This window comes from Sphingomonas larreae (assembly GCF_051400595.1).
Lineage (GTDB): Bacteria > Pseudomonadota > Alphaproteobacteria > Sphingomonadales > Sphingomonadaceae > Sphingomonas.
The window spans coordinates 1-20,556 of the sequence record NZ_JBLFFI010000013.1; the positions used below are offsets into that span (position 1 = coordinate 1).

The window sequence follows — 20,556 nt, forward strand, 5'->3', positions numbered from 1 at the left end:
GCACCGAGCGGAACGTCTCGTGACGCTCTCTCTCCCGGACGCCCGCCAAGCCGCCCTCCGTCCATTGCACCTCGCCGCGATCATCGTGCGTTGCCCATCCGTCATGGCCTCATTTTCCTCTTTTGTTCCTGCAGCTGCTGACTCATAGAATCGTCATGCTGATACGTCCCGAGAACCGCTGGCTTTACCCCACAAATTGGGAGCAGCTGTCCGCGACTGTTCGCTTCAAACGTGCCGGATCCCGGTGTGAACGCTGCGCTCGCCCTCACCTGCGCCGGATTGCACATCTTGGCGACGGCAGATGGTGGGATGCTGATGCCGGGCACTGGCGCTCGCCGCGCGGCAGACGGACCTCGCCGAAAGGTGACTTGGCGCTAGCTTCCATTCGGACAACCAAGGTCGTCCTTGCCTGCGCGCATCTCGACCAAGATCCTGGTAACAGCACACTGGCTAACTTCGCTGCCTTTTGCCAGCGTTGCCACCTGCTACATGACGCTGCCGAACACCGGTGGCAGCGCTGGTGAAATCGATTCGACTTCGCGCCATTCGCGACCTCTACGAGGATCCTCGGCTAACCAGGCAGCGCCTTGGCCAGCGGCCACCGGATGGTACCTGCCGAGCTTGGTGCTAAGAGCCGGCACGATGATGGATGGGATCGGTGATCTGGAGCTTCGACATGGGGCACGACGAGCTTCCGCTTACGCGCGGGCTGAGCCCGTCATCCGCTGCATTGAAGCGACGATCCATGAGCATCGAGCTCGAACGGGTAACCTCGACAGCCTGCCCGACACACGCGTCCTAGTGTCGGCATGCAGTAAGCTGGGGCTGCTCGCGCCACGCGGTGGGCCAATCACGAACGGCACGGTACGTCGCGCGCTTCGGTTGATGGGCTTGAGGTGACGCTCAATCCTAGTTTGCCAGGCGCGCTGGCATTTCGCCGACGACGTCAGCTTGGGTGCCCTCCGCCAGATCGAGCCAATTAAGCATCGATCCGCCGGGTGGATCCGACCGGACTCTGCAGCCCCCTGCTGCAGACATCGAGCGTGATGTGAGATGGTACCGGATCACTCGCATATAGTCCTCAAAAACATCGGGTTTGACGATGAGAGGGATATCACGTTACCGGCGTGCAAGTGGAACGGTTCGCCATCGATCAGCGCTGGCGTTGAACGACTGCCACTAAGCCGCAGGCGGGTTCGATCAACCCGGGTCGCCGCATCCGCGCTGGTCCAATCACCTCGAAGCCAGGCGAGCCCCACCCCTGCGAGTTCGGTCCACTCGGCCACTTCAACAGCCGTCACCACAAGCGAGGTCTTCTCAGGGCGGATAAAGAATGCTTGTCCCGGTCGAGGCACGCCCTCCAGACGAGTCCGATTCCACCATGTCCGGCCCCACGCATAGCGGATCGCACGCATCAGCCTGCGCCAGTGCCGCTGTCGTAACCGCTCGCGCGCGGAATTCCAGCTGGCAGCTGGGCCGACGACCAAGCCCACGAAGCCGCATCGTTCGCCCGCCACAACCATCGGAAGAGAGACACGCTTCGCACCTGCCGCTCGAGCGACCACCGTTGCCGCGTCGGCATTGCCATGCAGCATTCGGCAGAGCATGTTCATGGTTCCTCCCGGCAAAGCCAACAGAGCGCCCGACCAATGCCGATAAGTGTCCGCGACAACGTTGATCGTGCCGTCGCCAGCCAAGACGGCAACTACCTCGGCACCTACGGCCTCAAGCGCCTCTGAAACGGGAAGGTGAGCGTTCGGGAAGTCGGTTCGCCCAACCAAGTTGCCCACCTCTCCTATCGCGCCCAGGACGTCCGCGAGTGCCGCCCGAGCTGAGCCGGCCTGTTCGTTCACCACCAGCCAGATTCGGAGCCGTCGCGATTCCGGCATGGAAAGGTGATAACCGCCTGAGCCGTCGCTCATACCAGCAGCCGGAGGATCAGCCCCGCAGCCGTATAACCGAGATAAGCCATCACCACCGCCGCTGCGGGGCGCCACATGTGGAAAAGCAACGTGCCGGTCAGGACCGCGAGCGGCGCTGCTGGCACCCAGCCCAAGATCGCCCCCAGCCCGCCGAAAGCGGAGCCGGAGTAGATCCAAAGTCCTACGAAAGTGAGCGCGGCCGAGAGGATGGCAACTTTACCGCGACGTTCGTCGCGATCGGCTGAGTGCCAACGCTTTTCGTTCTTGTACGAGCGCCCCCACATATCCGATCCGCATTCGCCTTCGCGGGAAGCTGTTGTGCGGTAATCCGGAACCGATGCCATGCGACCTCCATGGCCGCTATCGCGCCTTATGGTTGCAACTTCGCGACGGGTCGATTTCTCGCCGGGCAGGCTCCCCGGCTGAGATGCAGATCGAGCACCTTCTCAGCCGCCCCTACGGCCAACGGCGGCGTCAGGTCACTAGATCGTCGAAGCGAGGCTTGAGGTCCAACCTCGTGCTCGTTAGATTGGCTGTCGGATACGGGTAGCTCCACCGACCGCACCACGAAGTCATCCTGGTCCAGGCGCACGAGGTTGCGGATCCGAGGCGCCGTCTCATGTCCCCGAAAGTACGACAGGACGCGGAGCCCACCCTCGACGGCCACGTTGCGCTTTACACGATATCTGCCCGCCACTCGTGTTCCTCTCGCTGCGACGGCAGATCCGAGAGGGAAGCCAGCTGGATGCCGCACCTGCTCTATGTCAGCGCGAAATGATTGGCAGACCTCAGGCTTACTGAACGGACCAGCGAGCTTGCCATTGCCGCTTCTCGGAACAGTTCACCGCGATCGCGCGACGACGCTGCGGCGTAGACCAGTCGCGTTCGGCGGCCTGGCCTCGCCCGCTCGAGCTGTCATCTGCCTGAAACCTCGCGACGTTAACGGCGCCTCCTGAGCTCGGAACCTATACGTGAAAAGCGCCACCCCACTTGTCGCGGACGAACTGGTCGAATGCGTGAGCCAAGGCGCAGCAGCGAGCTGTGCCCAGCTTCTTCGGCTCGCCGCGCGCATCTGGTCGGAAGCGGTCAGGAACCGGTCTGCGCGCACATGGGCCGAGTTGGCGAACGAAGCGCCGGACCGGCTCTTCGCGCTTCGCTCGGCAGCCCTGGCATTGAACGGGCTTTGAGCTTCAAGGGTCGTCTCCATTGCGCAACATTTTACGTCTAAGCCGACCAGGCGCCAGAGCAGGCGCAGGCGATCCCCAAAAAACCTTGCCGAGCCGCAGCAGCGGCTCGGCATCCTTTCGCACTGCCTGCAAGCTGCGGACAGTTGCAGTAAGCTGAGTTGGCATGCCGCTGCGCCTAATATCAATCCTCAACAAGGACGAAGCTCGCCTGGATCGATAAGGTCGCTCGATCTCGGTTCGGCTCGTCGATATCGGCTACTGCGGCGTGGACGAGTCGGGCCCCGGCCTTGAGGCGCTTGGCTACCGCCGACAATTTGCTTAAGAAGCCAAGACGCTCCCCCGCTGTATCCATCACCGTTCAGTGGCCAGGTTTGTCCAAGCGACGTGAGAGGATCAATCTCGTTTCCAGATCGGCGTTCTTGATGACGTCCTGGATTTCGCGACTGCCCGATATCGTCTCGCTGATCGTGATAGTAGCCCACTCACTCCTTCAGATCCCTTCTATGTCCTTACAGACGCCTCGGCTCCCCACCTGCCCAATCTGGTTCGCCCATCCCCCTGGGAGGCGAGAGCCGCTGCTGCAGAGCGCGCTTCGGCTTCGCTAGGGTAGATGACGGGGATCCAACAACCGGTGAGAGGCCAGCGCAGGCCCCAGGATCCTACAAGCTCCGGTTCAGTCCTGGGCGCCACGACGAGTTGGCAGTCGTTCGGCATACGTGCGCCTCTATAGTGTTCGTCTCCCCGTCGCCACTGCGAAGCCGAGTGCCGCTGACCTTGGCCAGCAAGCGTCATTGCGGACGCTCTCACCACGAGTCTCTGGGCCGTCATACGAGCAAATTAGGTGGGCGTATGGGCAACACCGGTGTGTGGCCAGATGGCCGAGTCGTTCGAGCTGGCTTGCTAGCACTCCTTGGCGTCGGGCTCATCGCGGCTGCGGGCCCGGCAGCCAGCCAGACGCGCGCTGGCGCTGGCCCGATTGATTGGCTCAAGCTGGCGATGGGCGCCTTGGGCGGCCTTGCGTTGTTCCTCTACGCGGTCGACCTCCTCGCGGGCGCGCTCAAGCAGGCGCAGGGCGGTCGCTTTCAGAAACTACTGGAGCGCTCGTCCGGCAACCGCATTGCCGCCCTGGCCAGCGGCACCGCAGCAACCGTGGTACTCGACTCGTCCTCGGTGGTGATCATTCTTCTCATCACCATCGTCGACGCAGGCCTCGTGCCGTTCGCTAGCGCGTTGCCGGTCATCTTGGGTGCCAACATCGGCACCACCGTCTCCAGCCAGGTGTTCGCCTGGAACGTCGACACCTACGCGCCGGTCGCGATCGCAACCGGCCTGCTCTGGAAAGCGCTGGCGCGTTCGCATGGCATGAAGCGCTGGGCAACGGTGCTCATCGGGCTTGGGCTCATCCTCTTCGGGCTCAATCTCATCGGCACAGCAGCCGAGCCGTTGCAGGGAGAGCCAGCAATTCTGGAATGGCTGAAGCGCCTGGAGACGCCGCTGCTCGGCGTCGCAGCAGGTGCGCTCGCAACCATCGCGATCCAGTCATCCTCGGCGATGATGGACATCGTCATCACGCTCGCGAGCGGCGGGCTCATCACCCTGCCCGCCGGGGTTGCGTTGATGCTGGGGGCGGAGATCGGCACCTGCGCCGACACATTGATCGCGACCGCTGGACGGTCCCGCGCGGCGGTGAAGGCAGGCGTATTCCACTTGCTCTTCAACGTCGTCACCGTTGCGCTTGGCATCCTCATGGTCGATTGGCTCGCCGCCTTCGGCGAGGCGACATCCGGCGACACCGGTCAGCGCATCGCTAATGCCCATGTTCTCTTCAACGTTGCCGGCGCTCTCGTCGCTTTGCCGTTCACTGGAGCAGCAGCACGGCTGCTCGAACGCCTCGTGCCGGAGAGGCGGGTGATACGAGAAGAGGTGGCAGCGACAGCCTGACGGCCGGATCAGGGAAGCTAACCTCCAAGGAGCGCCATCGCCCATCTTCTAGTCGTACCCAAGCAGCACGCCCGAGCTGTCTCCTTGCTGATACATGATAGCGCAGCCGAGGTGATCGAGTAACGTAGCCGCGTTCGCCGGAAGAACCTTGCCAACTGCGCAACGACCAGCTTTCGGCTCCGCTCGTCCGATCGATGCCGTAAGCGCAGGAACTGACCGGCTGAGCCATAGGTACCGGTCCGTGTCGCGGCGACGAGATGCTGTGGTGCGCACAGGAGAGCGAATATGGCGGACGATAAGCTGAAGCAGCTGATTTCTCAGGGGCTAGCGGCCATGAAGGCTAGAAGCGACGTGGCGGCAAAGGCCACCGACGAGATCCGGTGACGCTACGCACCCTGCGCTTAAATCGGCTCTGGAGGAAGGCAACAACACATCCAAACAGTGGGCCGAGCGGATTGAGCGCGCCGTTCAGCAGGCAGGCGGGGCCGACCAGCAGGACAACCCTATCCTGGAAGCCCATTATGAGGTCAGCCGGCGCATCCGCGGCCAGGCAGCAGACGATACCTCGCGCGATCTCGGCATCGTCGCTAGCGGACAGCTTGCGCTACACTATTGGATCGCAGCATTCGGGACGATGGCGAACTACGCCAACAAGGTTGGGATGGACGACGTCGGTCGCGACATGAAACAGTCCGCGGATGAGGCCAAGCAGGCCGACGAGAGGCACACCGCGCTCGCTAAGCAGCTTCTCGGCTGATCGTCGGCTCGAGACGATCGGGAGGGTCGCGGCAGAACGACCCTCCCATCATCGCGGCGCCAGCTCAGGATGCCGGTCCAGCGCTCCTCCAATCCGGCTTGTGCAGCCATTCTCAATCTGGTCTGTCGCTCCTCAGCCAACCCTGCGGCCGGCTTTGCTCCGGGAATATCGTGATGCCGGTAACGCGGCACCCGCCTACGCGTAAGTGCTTCGCTTCGCCCCAGAAGCAGACATACGCGCCAGCTTCCCTTGCCCGGACGCGAACGACGCGCGCTTAACCGTTTGTTCTGAAACGCTCTCTAGGAGCGAGCAAACAGTTCTGCGCCGAGCCACACGTTATGCCGAATTCCGATCTCACTCCGGAGTCGTCCGCTCGCGTCCTTGAGTCGCTTCAGAACCCCGTCATCGTGATCGATGCCGACGGCGACCTGAGCTATGCAAACGCAGCGGCCGCAGCGCATCTGGGCGGCTGGATTGTTGGCTTGTCGCTCTCGGACATCTTCCCCGACGTCCTGCATTCGTGGCTTAGCGCGGATGCGCCCTCCTCGATGCGACTGATGACTCGCCAAGGGGAGAGCTTTCAGGCGCTCGCAAGTCCGCTTGGCGGCGGCAGCATGTGCATCAGCATGTGGCCAGGCCTCAGCTCGGATCACGCTATGCCGGCTCGACAGGACGACCTCACCGGCCTGGCGTTGCGCAACCCCTTCATGGCCGCGCTTGAGGCGGCTGTGGGCGAGATAGAGCCGCTGCACGTCGCCGTGCTGTGCCTGGACCTCGATCGCTTCAAGATGATCAACGACACGCTGGGTCACGGGATCGGCGACCAGCTGCTGAAGAAGGTCGCTGATCGGCTGCGCGGAGCCTGCCGGAAGGAAGACGTGATCGCCCGCCTCGGCGGCGATGAGTTCGTCATCCTTCAGAAGGGCATAAGCGGCGCAGAGGACGCCGAGAAGCTCGCCGCTCGCCTGGTCGACCTCGTCGGCAGGACCTACGTGCTGAGCGGCCATACGATCAACGTGGGCGTGAGCATCGGTGTGGCGATCGCCAGTGGCGCCATCCAGTCGCGCGACCTTCTACGCAACGCAGACCTCGCCCTTTACGAGGCCAAGCGCGCTGGTCGCGGTCGTTACCGCTTCTTCGAGAGCGGCATGGACGCCCAGCTTCGCGAACGCCGCGAGCTCGAGATCGATCTGCGACGCGCGCTCGCACTCAAACAGTTTCAGCTTGCGTACCAGCCCTTCGTGGATCTCGCGACCGATAGGGTCATGGGCTTTGAGGCCCTGCTACGCTGGAACCATCCGACCCGCGGCAACGTCCCGCCGCTCAGCTTCATCGGCGTCGCGGAGGAGAATGGCCTGATCGTGAAGATCGGCGAATGGGTGCTGACCACCGCCTGCATGGAGGCGGCCTCCTGGCCGGGGAACCTCGTCGTCGCAGTCAACGTGTCGCCTCTTCAGTTCAAGGCCGACACCCTCCTGGCAACGGTGTCATCAGCGCTGGCGCGCTCCGGATTGGCGCCGGAGCGCCTTGAACTCGAGATCACCGAAAGCGCGCTTCTGGCGGACACAGACAACGTTTTGGCGACCCTGCACTCCTTACGCGCACTCGGCGTGAAGATCTCGATGGATGATTTCGGCACCGGATACTCGTCGCTGAGCTATCTTCAGAAGTTTCCGTTCAACAAGATCAAGATCGATCGCTCTTTTGTCTCAGGGGATGACGCCGACAGCGAGGCGATCCTGCGAGCGGTATCCGGTTTAGGCTCCAACCTCGGCATGGCAATCACCGCCGAGGGTGTCGAGACCGCCGATCAGCTGAAACGCATCCGTGAGCAGCACTGCACCCATGTTCAAGGCTACCTGACGGGACGTCCGATGGCGCAGAGCCAGGTCGCCGATTTCCTGTCCGAGCAAATCTGAGGAGGCACGATGTCGACGTCGATCTACCGCCTGGTTTACTACAGCCGCAATCATCTGGTTGGCGAAGGAGATGCGTTCGCCGCTGAGCTGGCACGCATCCTGGCAAAAAGCCAGGCGAACAACGCCCGGGACGGTATCACGGGTGCCCTTATGTTCAATGCCGGGTGTTTCGCGCAGGTCCTCGAAGGGCCGCTCGAGCAAGTGGAGGCTGCGTTTGAGCGGATCCAGCAGGACGAGCGACATGGTGAGGTGTCACTGCTCACCCTCGGCGGGATCGACGCTCGAAGCTTCCCCAACTGGGCTATGGGCTTTGTTGGCGCCTCGGTCGACGACGCCGCCCGCTTTGCCTCGATCGGATCGTCCAGCGGCTTTGACCTCACCCGGTTCAACGGGGATGAGCTCCACAAGCTACTGCTCGATCTTGCGATCGAAGAAGAGCGCGCCGCTGCCTGAGAACCGTTTTCGCGCTCGAAGCTCGCCTTGCCGGTACTAGACCGGGTGCCACTTCACGTTGAAGGCAGACGAGTGCGGTTCGTCTACCTTAGCCTAATGGCCCCTGACTGAAGCGCCGCAGCGTAGAAGACGTCGGTCTCGAAGCGGACGCGCTCGCTCAGCCGTTCCAGGATAGCCGCGCCAGCTGTGCAGAATTCCGCTGTTCGCGCGGCGATCCTGTCTGCTGTCCAGTTGTGGATGAACCCAAGCCAATCAGACCGTAGCAGTGCGAGCTCATCCGCAGCACTCTTCCAAGCCGCCAGCCACGGCCGATCCAACTGGCCTTGCTGAAGGCCGATCAGCACCGCGTCTTCGGCCTTTAGGTGCTGCTCCACCTGGACTGCGAGGGCGCTCAGATGCTGGTGGAGAAGCGCGTGCGGCTTAGCCTCAAGCATGTCCTGCATCAGCAAAGCGACCGATTGCTCGATCGCGTCGTGCTCCATGATCAGATGGTTGAAGCTCTCCACTCACATCCTTTCTGGCTCGACGATGCAGAACCAACTCGTGTCCGGCACGGATGCGGGAGCTAATGTGAATCAGCTAATATACTGCGATAGGCGAGCGTTTATTCCTCCGCGGGGTCGATGGCCAAGGGTTCTGCGATCTTCCCAGCTCCGCGTACCGGAACAGTGGCGACGATGATGTTGAGAACGGGACGACGGACGGCATCCTCCACGGTGACGCGCCAGTGCCCTTCTTCGGCATAGCCCGGGTGGTCAGCTAAGTACGATCCGAGCAGTCTGATCGCATTGTTGCGAGCCTCGCTTAGGCCGCGGCACTCGGCTCCGACGCTATCGCGATCTCGCCCGGCGAAATGAAAGAAGTATCGATCCACGTTGGTTCAGCTCCTGAACACAGGACGGCTTCTACGATCTGCGGAAGCTCGGCGGTGGTCGCATCCTTGGTTCCATTCGGCCGCGATGTTGCCACCGAGGCTTTGTGGATGCCAGCGCATTGCGCCTAACGAGCGGGGTGACCACCATTGCAACTCAGGTGCTATTCTGCATCTTAACGGTGAGCGCGTCACTCGAGCTGTCGCGCAGCGCCGCTGCGAGCATAGCGGCGAGCGCGTCTTCAGCCCGTTGTCTCGCGCCGGGATGGGTCGACGCGAGGTCGCGCCGAATCCACTCAGGCGCTCGGCTGACGACGGCGGTAAGCACGGCTAGCTGCTCCTCCGTCATCCTGGCGGATCCCCTTTGTCCTTAAGTCCTCTGACGGATAGGATCGACAAGCCGATCCGACCCGAGGACCGCTGGCTGAATCCATCGATAGCCACAGGCGACCGTCCGCTTCAAGCGCGCAGGATCAAGGTGTGAGCGTTGTGCCCGCCCACCTTCGCAGGGTCGCTCAACTGGGAGACGGCAGGCGGTGGGACTACGACGCCGGGAACTGGCGTTGGCAGGTAAGTGACTCACCTTTCTGGCGGGCGAACTTCGCGATCGCATCGGTCCTCGAACGACGCGTTTCGTGCTCGCCTGTGCTTATCTCGATCACGATGCGAGTAACAGGGCGTTCCCCAACCCTCGCAGCTTTCAATCAGCGTTGCCACCTCGTGCACGATGCGGCAGGGCACCGCTGCCAGCGTTAGTGGAATAAGCTTCGGCGCCGTGCCCTCCGCAATCTTTCGAGAATCCTCTCCTGACCCGGCAGGGCATCGCACAATGTGAATGATAGGCGCGAACGCTGCGATTTTCCCTCCTTTTTGAGATTGGCCTTCGGCCTCCACAAACGGCCGTTCAACCAACCGCAGCTTTTCGGCTCGTGTAGCTCCCATCGATGGCCTAGAACGCGAGCTCCACACCGCCCCCTTGCAGGCAGAAGCCGAAGTTATGCAGATCATCGTTCGTGACAACAACGTCGAGCAAGCGCTCCGTGCGTTAAAAAAGAAGCTCCAGCGCGAGGGCGTTTACCGGGAAATGAAGCTCCGAAGGCATTACGAAAAACCTTCTGAGAAGCGTGCGCGCGAGCATGCCGCCGCTGTGAGCCGGGCTCGGAAGGCCGATCGCAAGCGAGCTGAGCGAGATCGCTAAGGTTTCGCAGTAAGGACCACAAACAAACATAAGCGCTAGCTTTGGCTGCCCAAGGGCGGACGTCGGTTCACATAGGCTCCTGTAAGTAGGGACGGCTTTGCATAATTTAGCCGGCATGTATATATCCGGAGCAAAGCTCTTTTAAGTCTTGAGATTGATCAAATGCCCCGTCGACAGCCGTGCCATCACGACAACCAGCACCGCTCACGGGCTCACTGGTACCGCACTCATCGCGCGGTAGGCTCCGACCTCCAGTTTGGATCGAGCGAGAGGATGCGCTCAGACCTGATCCAGGTACGCCTCCGCGGCCTCTCGCGACAAGAAGACGTCGGTGTAGGTTGGATCGTGCGAGGCCTTGGTCTCCTTCTTCCTGATCGAGTCTCGAACCACGACCGCCACGCGATCGGTGGCCCTGTAGAGAACCGGCAGCACGCGCTCGATGTGAGCGCTGACTTCTGCCGGGTGCTGCGTCGCTGCACGAAGATCGATCATCAGGCGCACGCCCTTCACAGTCTGTCGTTCCGCGACCAACAGCGATGAGAGCTCGCGGAAGTGCTGCTGAGCTTCGGCAAGGCTCCCCAAGCCGTTGCCATGAACGAGGATATGGCCGGGTCGCCGCTCAATTTGCAGGGGCATCAGAATGCGGCCCAGTCTTCCTGCGCGGTTTGCCGCAGCGCCGCCACCCGTGGCGCCGATCGCACGACCTCGAGCCGCCCGCTATCGTGCCGGGACCGCACGTGCTGCTGTCGGTCCATGCGCCCTGTGCCGTCCTCTGCAAGTGTGAAGAGCGCGACCTCCTCGGCCAGCTTCTCGGCATCCGCCGCCAGGCTGCGCGTCGCCGCCGTGGCCTGCTCGACCATGGCAGCGTTCTGCTGGGTCACGCCGTCCATTTCCGATATAGCCGTGTTGACCTGCTGCAGTCCGACCGCCTGCTCCTTGGCCGAGGCGGCGATCGTCGTGACGATCGCGCTGATCTCCTCGACGCGCCCGTTGATCCCGCGCAACGCGATACCGGTGGCATTGACCAACTCGACGCCCACCTCGACCTGGACGGTCGAGGCACCGATGCGCGCCTTGACGTCCTTGGCGGCGTCGGCGGAGCGTTGCGCGAGCGCGCGAACCTCCGAGGCGACCACGGCGAACCCTCTGCCCGCGTCACCCGCGCGGGCCGCCTCGACACCGGCGTTGAGCGCCAGCAGATTGGTCTGAAACGCTATACCATCGATGACGCCGATGATGTCGGCGATCTCGGCGGACGTGCGCTCGATCCCGCCCATGGCGCTCACCGCGCGCTCGACGATGGCGCCGGAAGCCTGCGCCTCGCCTCGTGCCTGCGACACGAGCTCACGGGCCTTGGCCGCGCCATCCGCGGTCTGGCGCACCGTTGTCGTGATCTCCTCCATCGCCGCCGCGGTCTCCTCGAGCGCCGCCGCCTGCTGCTCGGTGCGCCGCGACAGGTCGTCCGAGGCCGCGCGGATGTCGCTGCTGCCGCTGTTGATGCCGGATGCCACGACCGACACCCTGTTCAGCGTCGACGCCATCGACTCCCTGGCAGCGTTGAAGTCGCGTCGAACCGTCTCGAACTGCTCCGCGAAGGGTGTGTCGATCGGTGACGTCAGATCGCCGGCCGCCATGCGACCCAGGCCGGCTCCCAAGGCTTCGACCATCATCTGCGAGTCAGCGCTCGCTCGCCTGATCGTCTCGGCGTTGTCGCGGAAGACCTGCATCGCTCGCGTCATGCGCCCCACGCAGTCGCGGTTATCGGAGTAGAGGATAGCGCTGTCGAGATCGCCCGCTGCCAGCCCCTCCATGCGCACCACGGTGGTGACGTACGGGTCGCTGATGAGCTTGCCGCTGTACCAGGTGAGGAGCACCGGCAACGATGCCAGGGCCGTGCCGCCCAGCATGATACTCAGCAGCTCGGTAGCCGGCGACACCGCCGCGAGATAGATCAAGCCGAGGCTCAGCGCGGCTACCGCGATCTGGAAGGCGACCACCACGCGGAATTTTACGCGGATCGGGGCATTGTTGCGAAACCAGCTGATCATCTTCGTACTCCTGAGCGCGGCATAACTGCCCAACAAGAGTAAAGCTCCAGAGGACCATAGGAAACCAAACCGAATTAAAGTGATCAATGCAGGCGCTTAGAATACCATTAACCAAGCTTTGATGATTCTCCCCATAAGACGCGATATTCGCGGCGTCTTAACCCAAGGTTCTCTAGCGGAAAACCTATCGAATCATGATTTAAGCGATTTAAACTCTTTTGGATCTGACCGTGATCGGATCACCTGATAAGATTGTCCTAACTCATTCGCTGCGCCGAGAGAACTTCTGGGCATAGAAGCGTTTCCATTCTCGACACTGAGCCTCGCGGCGGGCACCGGACGAGGCTCATCGCCCAGACCAGACGAGCCGTGCTGAGACCTAGTTCGCTCGCGCCGTCAGATTGCATCAAGGCTGTCGTCTAGCCGCCCCGGGCGGTTGGCTGATTTTTTTCACTCCTCGAACAGAGTGGAATGGCAGGGCTTAGCCCTGTCCTCGCGGCTGCTCGGACGACGTTGACACATAAGCCCCTGTGCTCACAGCGGCGATATACCGCCAGGAGAAACCTGGCCTATCTGCAATCATCGCCCACGTAGGCGCGCTAGGCGTAGTCGAGCCGGCCACGAACACTCGTGGTCACCGTGAGCCTGCCAAGTGCGCTCTACGCCGCGCGCAGCTGTGCCAAAAATGCTGCGGTCTCGTTCTGCAAAGCTTCAGCCTGCCCAGCCACGCGCTGGCTGGTGGCGCTCACCTCCTCGGTCAGAAGCTCCGCCGCCTTGGCGCTTCTGGCGAACGATGCGACGTGATCACGCGCATCGTTGACGTTATCGGCCACTACCTGCGCCGCAGCGCCGATGTCCATCGTGGCAAGTCTTTGCTCGACGATGCTGTCTGCGATCGCGTTGGCGATGCCGGCAACCCCGTCGATGCCATCGACGGTTTCGCGCACACTACCTGCCGCGACGTCGACCCGCGACAGGATGTCCTTGATCTGCACCGAGACGTGGCCTGCGGAGGTCTGCGTCCGATCGGCGAGCGACTTGACCTCAGCTGCAACGACCGAGAAGCCGAGACCGGCCTGACCGGCGCGTGATGCCTCGATCGTGGCGTTGAGCGCGAGCAGATTGGTCTGACGCGCGACATCGCTGATCATCGCGGTCATGTCTCCAATCTGTGTGGCTCCCTGGAGCATGCCCGTGATCGCCCCCGAGCTCTCGGCCGCCAACGCATGCACTGACGTACACAAAGCGGCATGTTCGTCGACCTGGCTCGATATGCTGGTGATGGTCGTACCGAGCTGAGTCGCCGCCGCGGCGAGCGTCGCCACCGATAGCGACGCTTCGTGCGTCCGTTCAGCGATGCCGCTGACCGCGCCGGCACTGGTTGACGCAATCTCGGCGAGATCCTGCGCGGAGCGATCGAGCTCCAACACTGCGGCGGAGACCTGCTTGGCCGAGAACGCGACGCTGCTCTCGAAACGCTCGGCCAGCGCGATCATGTCGGCACGGCGCATGGTCTCGGCGCGTTGAACGGCTTCAGCCATCGTGCGGGCGGCGTCACTCTGAGCCTGAGCTGTTGCGGCGCGTGCATCCGCCGCCTCTGTCCGCGCCATTGCCGCCTGTGCATCGGCTGCCAACGTGGCGGCCTCGCTGGCGATGAGCCGCGCGGTAGTCTGCTCCGCTTCCACGAACATGCGGCATTGGTCTACCGCAGAGCGAGCGAGCACGACGAGATAGAGGATCGTCAGGGGCACAGCGGTGAGCGCTCCACCCACCCCGAACTTCGCTGACATGATGGTCATCGGTACCGCGATCGGCGACGCAAAAACGAGGAACGCCACCGGCAGGTACATGTACATAACCAGCCCTGAGGCGATCAGCCCCATCTCGACCCACAGGATCATCGTGACCAGGCGAGGGTCGCCCCCCCAGAGGATGGCCGTGCTGAGTATCGCCCAGCCGATGCCCAGTCCCGCCGCAACGCCGACGTGCGCACGGGCGAACGAATTCAGGTTCCCTCTCGGCCGCATCAATCGCAGACGGGCGTACGTGGCAGTCGCAGAGATGAGCGCCGCGCCCGCCGACATCAGGCCGTGGTGTGCCTCATGCCACAGGAGCGCGATCGCGAGGACGACCAGCACATAGGCGAGCGGGATCAGCGGCCGAAGACCGCGAACGACGCCGTTGAGTTGCTGTGCGAACGCCTTCTCTCGTTCTGGACCATCGTCGATCGTGATCGTGACAGCGTCGACGAGGTAGGCCCGAACCTCCCCGACCACGGCAAGAAAGGGGGTGCGAGGCTGTGGATCCGCGGCTCTCATGTCGCCTCTGTTGCGCTTCTGCCTTACGGGCTGGTTAATTTAGCTGAACCAATCTCATGATGTTGATTGAGATCAGTCGTTTGACCCGGCAGCACCTTCACCGCTCGTTCACGAGTCCGACCTAGCCGACCGTCTTCTAACGACGACGAAGGATTGACGATGAAGCGGGTGTTCGAGGTTCTGCTTTCGGCCGCGCTCGCCATGAGCCCGTCATCGGCATACGCGAAGCAAGCCCCCTCCTGGCTCATCAACGTAGGCGTGACCCGTCTTTCGATGGCAGATGATGCCAGCGTTGCGCTAGCCGGCGTCACCGTGCCGGGCGGCGGGGTCGCGAGCGACGCACAACTGGTACCTTCGCTTAGCGTCACCCGCTTCATCGCGTCGGACCTGGGCGTGAGCCTAAGCACCGGCCTACCGCCGACCATCAACTATCGAGGTGAGGGCAGCCTTGCTGCAGCTGGCTCACTGCTGGACGTTCGCTACGCCGCGCCCGCGGCGACGCTCATCTGGTCGCCGCTCCGCGCTCGTACGTTGAATCCTTACGTCGGTGCGGGCGTCACATACATGCACGTCCTCTCCACGCACGACCGCACCCTTACGAGCGCAACCGTTGACGACGATATCGGCCCGGTCCTGCAGGCAGGTATCTCGGTGTTCCCGCACCGGCGTTGGGGCGCCTTCGTTGACGTGAAGAAGGCTTATGTTCGTACCGAGGCTCGAGGCGCCGTCACTGGATACCCCGCAGCCACGCGGCTCCGGATGGATCCAGTGGTGCTACAAACGGGTGTCGCGATACGGCTTTGATCGTCACATCGTTCGGCGGGCCGCGTTGCTGCGCATCAAGGCCCCGCCGATGGTTCAGCGATAACTTCGTCGCATGAAACGGGACCCCCTGCGCCCTTCGCGCAGAAGCTGCTGCATACCGCGAACTTGCCGCGGAGATGACCGGCCCGACGATGTGCGCGGCGCTTGAGCATGCAGCCTGTGCGCTCGACGCGCTGGCTCTCGAGATCGATGCTCAACAAGTGGCGCTGACATCAAGGTTTCGAAGCGAGTAAGCTGACAGCGGTAAGCTCTGCGAAGCGCTTTGTTGTCTGTTTAGGCGCAGACCTCGAAGCGCCAGCGGGAGGTCTTAGGCGTGGCACCTGCGACGTCTGCTCGCAAACGCGAACGACTGCTCTGCCTGCAAGAGCCCTGGCTCTACCGAGACATGCCCAATCGCGGTCGCCCCCAAGCTGTCTCCGGCGGCGGATTGCGGACACTCATGTCGATCGCGCAAATGCCGTAAAATGGCGTCGTCATGAAGATGCCTATATGAGACGCCTACATGATCCCACGAGGGAGTGCATTCGCCAGCGAGCAACCGTTCGTTAACGCGTTGCAGCTAACGCCCCTGGCTGGGAGCATTCGTTTTGCATAACTTCCACGAAGAAGCCAGACTCGCGGCACTGTGCCAACTCAAGCTGCTGGATACCCCGGCCAGCGAGAGCTTCGACCGCATCACCCGTATGGCCAGCCAGATCTTCAACCTGCCCGTCGCCGCTGTCTCCCTGACCGATCGCGACCGACAATGGTTCAAGTCTCGCGTCGGCATAGACCATTGCAGCATTCCACGAGACAAGGCGCCTTGCGCCGAGGTCGCCGAGACGAACGAAACGCTCGTCATCGAGGATTTCACAACCAGCTCATGCTACGCCGACAGCCCGCTGGCGCGCGCGGGTACGCGCTTCTATGCTGGCGCGCCGCTGGTCACCAGCGACGGCTACGGGCTGGGGGCATTGTGCGTCCTTGGAACAGAGCCACGCCAGGTAACACCATCAGAGATTGCCGCTCTCGTCGATCTTGCGGCGATGGTCATGGCCCAGATCGAGTTGCAGCACGCCTTCGGCCGCATTGATCCCGTTAGTGGATTAGCGACTCAAACGCAGTTTCGCGACGATCTGGTTGACCTCGCTCGTGATCGACCTGGAGAGCATCGTTTCGCCGTTGTTGTTGACCTCGCACGCGATGACGAGCTGGGCCAGTTTCGACAGGCGATGGGCGGTGCTCGTGTGGACGACATGATCCGCGAGGCCGCGGTGGCGCTGCAGCAGGCATTCAAGCCGGCGCGAACGGCATATCAGGTGGGTGCGGCCCAAATCGCCTTCCTATCACCGCCCGACGTCGAGCAAGACGGCTACGTGACGCTTCTGCGCTCCACCTTTGAAGGTATCCGGAAGGGCTCATCGGTTCGGTTCGTAACCAGCGTGGCGATCGGCGTGCGTCCGTTCATCCTAGGCGCAGTGCCGGCCGACGATGTTCTGCGGGGCGCCTGTAGCGCCGCACAGGATGCCCGAAAGGAAGATGGGGCCATCGCTGTCTACTCCGCCTCCAACGACATGGCTCATCGGCGTCGATATCGCCTTCTCCAGGATTTCGGTGCGGCACTGGAGGCCGAGGACCAGCTCCGGCTCGTGTACCAACCCCGGCTGGAACTGGCGACAGGCCGCTGCACCAGCGTCGAGGCCCTACTCCGCTGGCGCCACCCCACGCTGGGTGACATCTCGCCCGGCGAGTTCATCCCGATCATCGAGCGGACATCGCTGGCTCGTCCGGCCACGCAGTGGGTCCTGGACACTGCGCTTGACGAGCTTGCCCGGTGGGAACGGTCAGCGTCCTCGCTCAACCTGTCGATCAACATTTCCGCAGCCAACTTCGGCGAGGCCGACCTAGTCGAGCGCATCCAACTCGGCTTGAAGCAGCGCCGCCTTCGCCCAGAGCAGCTCGAGATCGAGCTGACCGAGAGCGCGATAATGGATCAGCCGGAACGGGGATTGATCATGCTGCGTGAACTCGCCGAAGCCGGCGTGTGCCTTGCAATCGACGATTTCGGAACCGGACAGAGCAGCCTAGCCTACCTGCAGCGACTGCCTGCGCATGTGGTCAAGATAGATCAGGCGTTTGTGCGTCCCTTGCTGGCTGACGAGACCAGCGACTTGACGCTGGTTGAGACCATGGTCGACCTAGCCCACAAGCTCGGCTTCCGCGTGGTGGCGGAAGGCGTAGAGACCCACGAAGCCGCAGCCCTGCTGGCACGAATGGGCTGTGAGGAAGGACAGGGATTCCTGTTCTCTCGCCCGCTTGAGGCCGAGCAGCTCATCGACTGGTTAGCCGAACAGGAAGATTCGCAGCCGGGCCAGACCAAGGCAGCTTGACGGTTCGCCTGCGGATTGACGACTTTCTGCGAGGCTCCATCCGCCGCTCGAAGCTACCACTTGGGAGAACGAGGTAGCGGCAATGGACGGCGCTTCGGCATAGGCCGCCGGATAACCGCAAGACCCAGCTGCAGACATTCGCGGCTCGTTTCACCCTCCCCAGCTTCGGTCGTTCGTTCAGTTTGGGGCGTACGGATCTCTCGCGGGTACTTGCGTCGCTCCGGGCAATCTTCGAGCGGATATATCAGCGTGATCGTCGCCTAGCTCGGCCGCCACCTCCGCGTAGGAAGGCTAGTTTACCGGCGCCAGAGAGCCTATCCGGTCCGTGGCAGCCCAACCTGGGCGGTCAAGGGAGGTGATACATATAGACACTGCAACAATCGTAGCACTGGTACTCGGCGTCGCGACGCTCGTCGTCGCGCTCCTCAGCTTGGTAGTGAAGATTATCGAGCTGTCGCGCCACTAGGCCGAGTTGGGGACGTCCCGGCGCTGGAACGCCGGGGCGTCCTTAAAAATTTGAGCCCCGAACGCTGGAACGCTCGGGGCTCAGGGGATGACCTATAGACATAGAACATCGTAGCTAGGGCTATATACGCTTCAATCCATGACGCTGCAAGGCCGCCCCGCCGCGATCCGCGTGCCGTTTACGCGCGAGCGATGCCGTAAGCATGCAGACCTAAGCGTTTCTCAGGAGATGCGGAGACCGAACAATCAGGCCTCGGCCGGCTCGGACGCCTTTGCCTTGGACCGCCGCGGCTTGGTCGCGGGCGCCTCCACGGCGGCCTCAGTGACCTTCTGGCCCGGCTTGCGCCCAAGGCCGATCTTCTTCGCCATCGTGCGCCGCGCCTCGCTGTAGGTCTCGGCGACCATCGGGTAATCCGGCTTCAGATTATAGCGCTCGCGGTACTGATCCGGCGTCAGACCATGCCCAGCGAGATGCCGGCGAAGCGTCTTGTACGGCTTGCCATCGATCAAGCTGATGATGTGGTCCTTGCTGGCGAGTGACTTACGCACCGACACGGCCGGCGTGTATTCCTCCACAGGCGCCTCACCACTGCTCACCGTCAACCCGGTGCTGAGGTTCGAAACGGCGTCATGCATCGACTTCAAGAACGCTGGCACATCGTCGACCGAGGTGCGCGTATTCGGGTTCGAAAGCCAGGCAATCGTCAGCTCGGTTGCCAGTTCGACGGGGTTCGTATCTTCGGTCATCTCATTTCCCATTGAGCGAAGGATTGGTTGCGATCGCAACGTCACTCCATAGAGAAAACGCCCTAGCCTACAACTCCGAACAACTCAAAAGCTGTCATGTCCCGACGCAATCTACAGCAATGCAGAGGAGTGACCGCGATGCGATATCACTCCGCATCTATGTGATTGCCCCTTGCGCCCTCCTCTCGCTGCCGTGATCATGCTTGTATCGCGTTCAGCAATCGAGGAGGCGCGGCATGCACGTAAACGCTGAGGGCGAAGACACCGAGTCCGAGCGCGCGGAGGTTCACTTCCTTGCCGCGCTGCTAGACGAGCTGATGCGCAAGGTACTCGCGGCCGGCGTGTTAACCCAGGCGCAGCTAAACGAGGTGGAAGCGGCAGCTGCTAAAAGGGTCGGTGGTGTTCCTCGCGCTTGGTAGCACCGACCAGACCAGCCGTTTACCCGCCAGATACCGGCTCTCCGCTCCCCGAGCCAAGACCCAATGTCGGTCACTCCTAGCCACCTGCCCGCCGTCCAACTTCGGACGTTCATTCACCTCCGTGCTCGCGACACCTCAGCGGTCTACGAGCTTTGGATTGGCCTGGCTTCATTAGCAACTCGGACACTGATGGCGGGTACCGCGCGGGTACCTCAGGCATGATCGGCGGCTTCTGCCGAAAGCGCGCGTGGCATCGTGGCGGAGGGCTTCACCGCCGCGATCTTCGCGTTGCGCGTAGACGAACGATCGAGCACGCTGGCGCGGTCACAACGGGTTGAACAGGCTTATGGAAGACGTATTTTCCGGTACTCAGTTTTCCGCTTTCCTGTTTGACATGGACGGGACCCTTCTCACGTCGATCGAGGCGTCGCGGAGAGTGTGGGGGCGGTGGGCGGCGCAGTTCGGCCTGGATGCGGACACGTTCTTGCCGAGCGCTCATGGCATGCGTGTAAAAGAAGTCATCACCGGACTTTCAATCCCGAACATTGATGTCGATCGCGAGGCCGAATACATCCTTGCTGCCGAGATGGCCGATACAAGTGGAGTTTCGGAGATATCAGGGGCGGCTGACTTCCTATCGGCGCTGCCAGCCGACCGTTGGGCGATTGTTACCTCCGCCCCTCGGAAATTGGCCGAATGCCGTCTGCGGGCGGCTGGCCTTCCGCTGCCAAGGGTCTTGGTGACGGCTGAAGACGTTCAACGTGGAAAGCCTGACCCATCCTGCTTTCTCACTGCCGCACAGCAGCTAGGCGCGGCACCAGAGCAATGCCTGGTGTTTGAAGACGCACCTGCCGGGGTAGCCGCCGCAAAAGCGGCCGGTGCTCACGTGGTCGCAATCACTGCAGCACACCGCCACGCCGAGCTATCTGGGTTTGTTGAAGCGAAAGGTTATACAGATCTCCGCATCGTGCCCTCCGCGCAGGCGTCCTCGTGGTCGCTGGTACGAAACACCCGGGAGCTCGCGCGCAACGCGACCTGACAAGCCAGGATCACGGAACAAAGCGGAGGGTTTTCCCCACGATGTGACTCCTGGGCGTAAGCGAATTGCAGTTAGTGG

The 20,556-nt window shown here is 62.5% G+C and carries 18 protein-coding genes; 10 read left to right on the forward strand and 8 right to left on the reverse strand.

The genetic code is table 11. From position 1 onward, the window contains the following. Positions 1-1,064: 1,064 nt before the first annotated feature. Both ACMGDM_RS20225 and ACMGDM_RS20230 read right to left on the reverse strand, forming a co-directional pair. Positions 1,065-1,922: a diacylglycerol/lipid kinase family protein gene (locus ACMGDM_RS20225; RefSeq protein ID WP_436805943.1), complete on the reverse strand. Its 858-nt coding sequence runs from the start codon at positions 1,920-1,922 to the stop codon at positions 1,065-1,067. Further along, complete coding sequence (locus tag ACMGDM_RS20230) at positions 1,919-2,266, reverse strand: hypothetical protein (RefSeq protein WP_436805944.1); 348 nt, start codon at positions 2,264-2,266, stop codon at positions 1,919-1,921. Before ACMGDM_RS20230 ends, ACMGDM_RS20225 begins: the two co-directional genes overlap by 4 nt. Before the next feature lie 627 nt (positions 2,267-2,893). Here ACMGDM_RS20230 and ACMGDM_RS20235 point away from each other — a divergent pair. The 5 genes from ACMGDM_RS20235 (at position 2,894) to ACMGDM_RS20255 (ending at position 8,179) form a co-directional block, all read left to right on the forward strand. Continuing rightward, positions 2,894-3,109, forward strand: a complete 216-nt coding sequence (locus ACMGDM_RS20235; RefSeq protein WP_436805945.1) for a hypothetical protein — start codon at positions 2,894-2,896, stop codon at positions 3,107-3,109. An 897-nt stretch (positions 3,110-4,006) separates the two neighbouring features. Continuing rightward, the gene (locus ACMGDM_RS20240) at positions 4,007-5,050 is read left to right on the forward strand and encodes a Na/Pi cotransporter family protein (RefSeq protein WP_436805946.1); all 1,044 of its coding nucleotides are present in this window, start codon (positions 4,007-4,009) and stop codon (positions 5,048-5,050) included. Between the two features lie 412 nt (positions 5,051-5,462). Beyond that, entirely contained in the window at positions 5,463-5,807 is a 345-nt protein-coding gene (locus ACMGDM_RS20245) for a DUF892 family protein (RefSeq protein WP_436805971.1), read from the forward strand. Between the two features lie 338 nt (positions 5,808-6,145). Further along, a complete protein-coding gene (locus ACMGDM_RS20250) occupies positions 6,146-7,726 on the forward strand; it encodes a putative bifunctional diguanylate cyclase/phosphodiesterase (RefSeq protein ID WP_436805947.1) in 1,581 nt (526 codons plus the stop codon). Positions 7,727-7,735: 9 nt separating this feature from the next. Continuing rightward, positions 7,736-8,179 carry a BLUF domain-containing protein gene (locus tag ACMGDM_RS20255; protein ID WP_436805948.1) on the forward strand — a complete coding sequence of 148 codons (444 nt, stop codon included), beginning with the start codon at positions 7,736-7,738 and terminating at the stop codon, positions 8,177-8,179. Positions 8,180-8,262: 83 nt separating this feature from the next. On the opposite strand, the gene ACMGDM_RS20260 is transcribed toward ACMGDM_RS20255, so the two are convergent. Then, positions 8,263-8,685 carry a hypothetical protein gene (locus tag ACMGDM_RS20260; RefSeq protein WP_436805949.1) on the reverse strand — a complete coding sequence of 141 codons (423 nt, stop codon included), beginning with the start codon at positions 8,683-8,685 and terminating at the stop codon, positions 8,263-8,265. A 98-nt stretch (positions 8,686-8,783) separates the two neighbouring features. Then, positions 8,784-9,053, reverse strand: a complete 270-nt coding sequence (locus ACMGDM_RS20265; RefSeq protein ID WP_436805950.1) for a DUF6894 family protein — start codon at positions 9,051-9,053, stop codon at positions 8,784-8,786. 994 nt (positions 9,054-10,047) lie between these two features. On the opposite strand from ACMGDM_RS20265, the gene rpsU reads away from it, so the two are divergent. Beyond that, positions 10,048-10,248, forward strand: coding sequence for a 30S ribosomal protein S21 (rpsU, locus tag ACMGDM_RS20270; RefSeq protein ID WP_436805951.1), 201 nt, complete (start codon positions 10,048-10,050; stop codon positions 10,246-10,248). A gap of 279 nt (positions 10,249-10,527) precedes the next feature. On the opposite strand, the gene ACMGDM_RS20275 is transcribed toward rpsU, so the two are convergent. From ACMGDM_RS20275 to ACMGDM_RS20285, 3 genes are all read right to left on the reverse strand, one after another. Then, positions 10,528-10,884 (reverse strand): hypothetical protein, encoded by a 357-nt coding sequence (locus ACMGDM_RS20275; RefSeq protein WP_436805952.1) that lies wholly within the window; start codon positions 10,882-10,884, stop codon positions 10,528-10,530. Further along, positions 10,884-12,296, reverse strand: coding sequence for a methyl-accepting chemotaxis protein (locus tag ACMGDM_RS20280; protein ID WP_436805953.1), 1,413 nt, complete (start codon positions 12,294-12,296; stop codon positions 10,884-10,886). The genes ACMGDM_RS20275 and ACMGDM_RS20280 overlap by 1 nt, the downstream gene beginning before the upstream one ends. A gap of 659 nt (positions 12,297-12,955) precedes the next feature. Continuing rightward, positions 12,956-14,614 (reverse strand): methyl-accepting chemotaxis protein, encoded by a 1,659-nt coding sequence (locus ACMGDM_RS20285; protein ID WP_436805954.1) that lies wholly within the window; start codon positions 14,612-14,614, stop codon positions 12,956-12,958. A 159-nt stretch (positions 14,615-14,773) separates the two neighbouring features. On the opposite strand from ACMGDM_RS20285, the gene ACMGDM_RS20290 reads away from it, so the two are divergent. Then, complete coding sequence (locus tag ACMGDM_RS20290) at positions 14,774-15,418, forward strand: OmpW/AlkL family protein (protein WP_436805955.1); 645 nt, start codon at positions 14,774-14,776, stop codon at positions 15,416-15,418. 608 nt (positions 15,419-16,026) lie between these two features. Then, a complete protein-coding gene (locus ACMGDM_RS20295) occupies positions 16,027-17,808 on the forward strand; it encodes a sensor domain-containing phosphodiesterase (protein ID WP_436805956.1) in 1,782 nt (593 codons plus the stop codon). Positions 17,809-18,519: 711 nt separating this feature from the next. Here the strand turns inward: ACMGDM_RS20295 and ACMGDM_RS20300 are convergent. Beyond that, positions 18,520-19,020, reverse strand: a complete 501-nt coding sequence (locus ACMGDM_RS20300) for a Ros/MucR family transcriptional regulator (protein ID WP_436805957.1) — start codon at positions 19,018-19,020, stop codon at positions 18,520-18,522. A gap of 236 nt (positions 19,021-19,256) precedes the next feature. Between ACMGDM_RS20300 and ACMGDM_RS20305 the strand changes: the two genes are divergently transcribed. Both ACMGDM_RS20305 and ACMGDM_RS20310 read left to right on the forward strand, forming a co-directional pair. Beyond that, positions 19,257-19,439: a hypothetical protein gene (locus tag ACMGDM_RS20305; RefSeq protein ID WP_436805958.1), complete on the forward strand. Its 183-nt coding sequence runs from the start codon at positions 19,257-19,259 to the stop codon at positions 19,437-19,439. Positions 19,440-19,785: 346 nt separating this feature from the next. After that, positions 19,786-20,478, forward strand: a complete 693-nt coding sequence (locus ACMGDM_RS20310) for an HAD-IA family hydrolase (protein WP_436805959.1) — start codon at positions 19,786-19,788, stop codon at positions 20,476-20,478. Positions 20,479-20,556 lie beyond the last annotated feature (78 nt).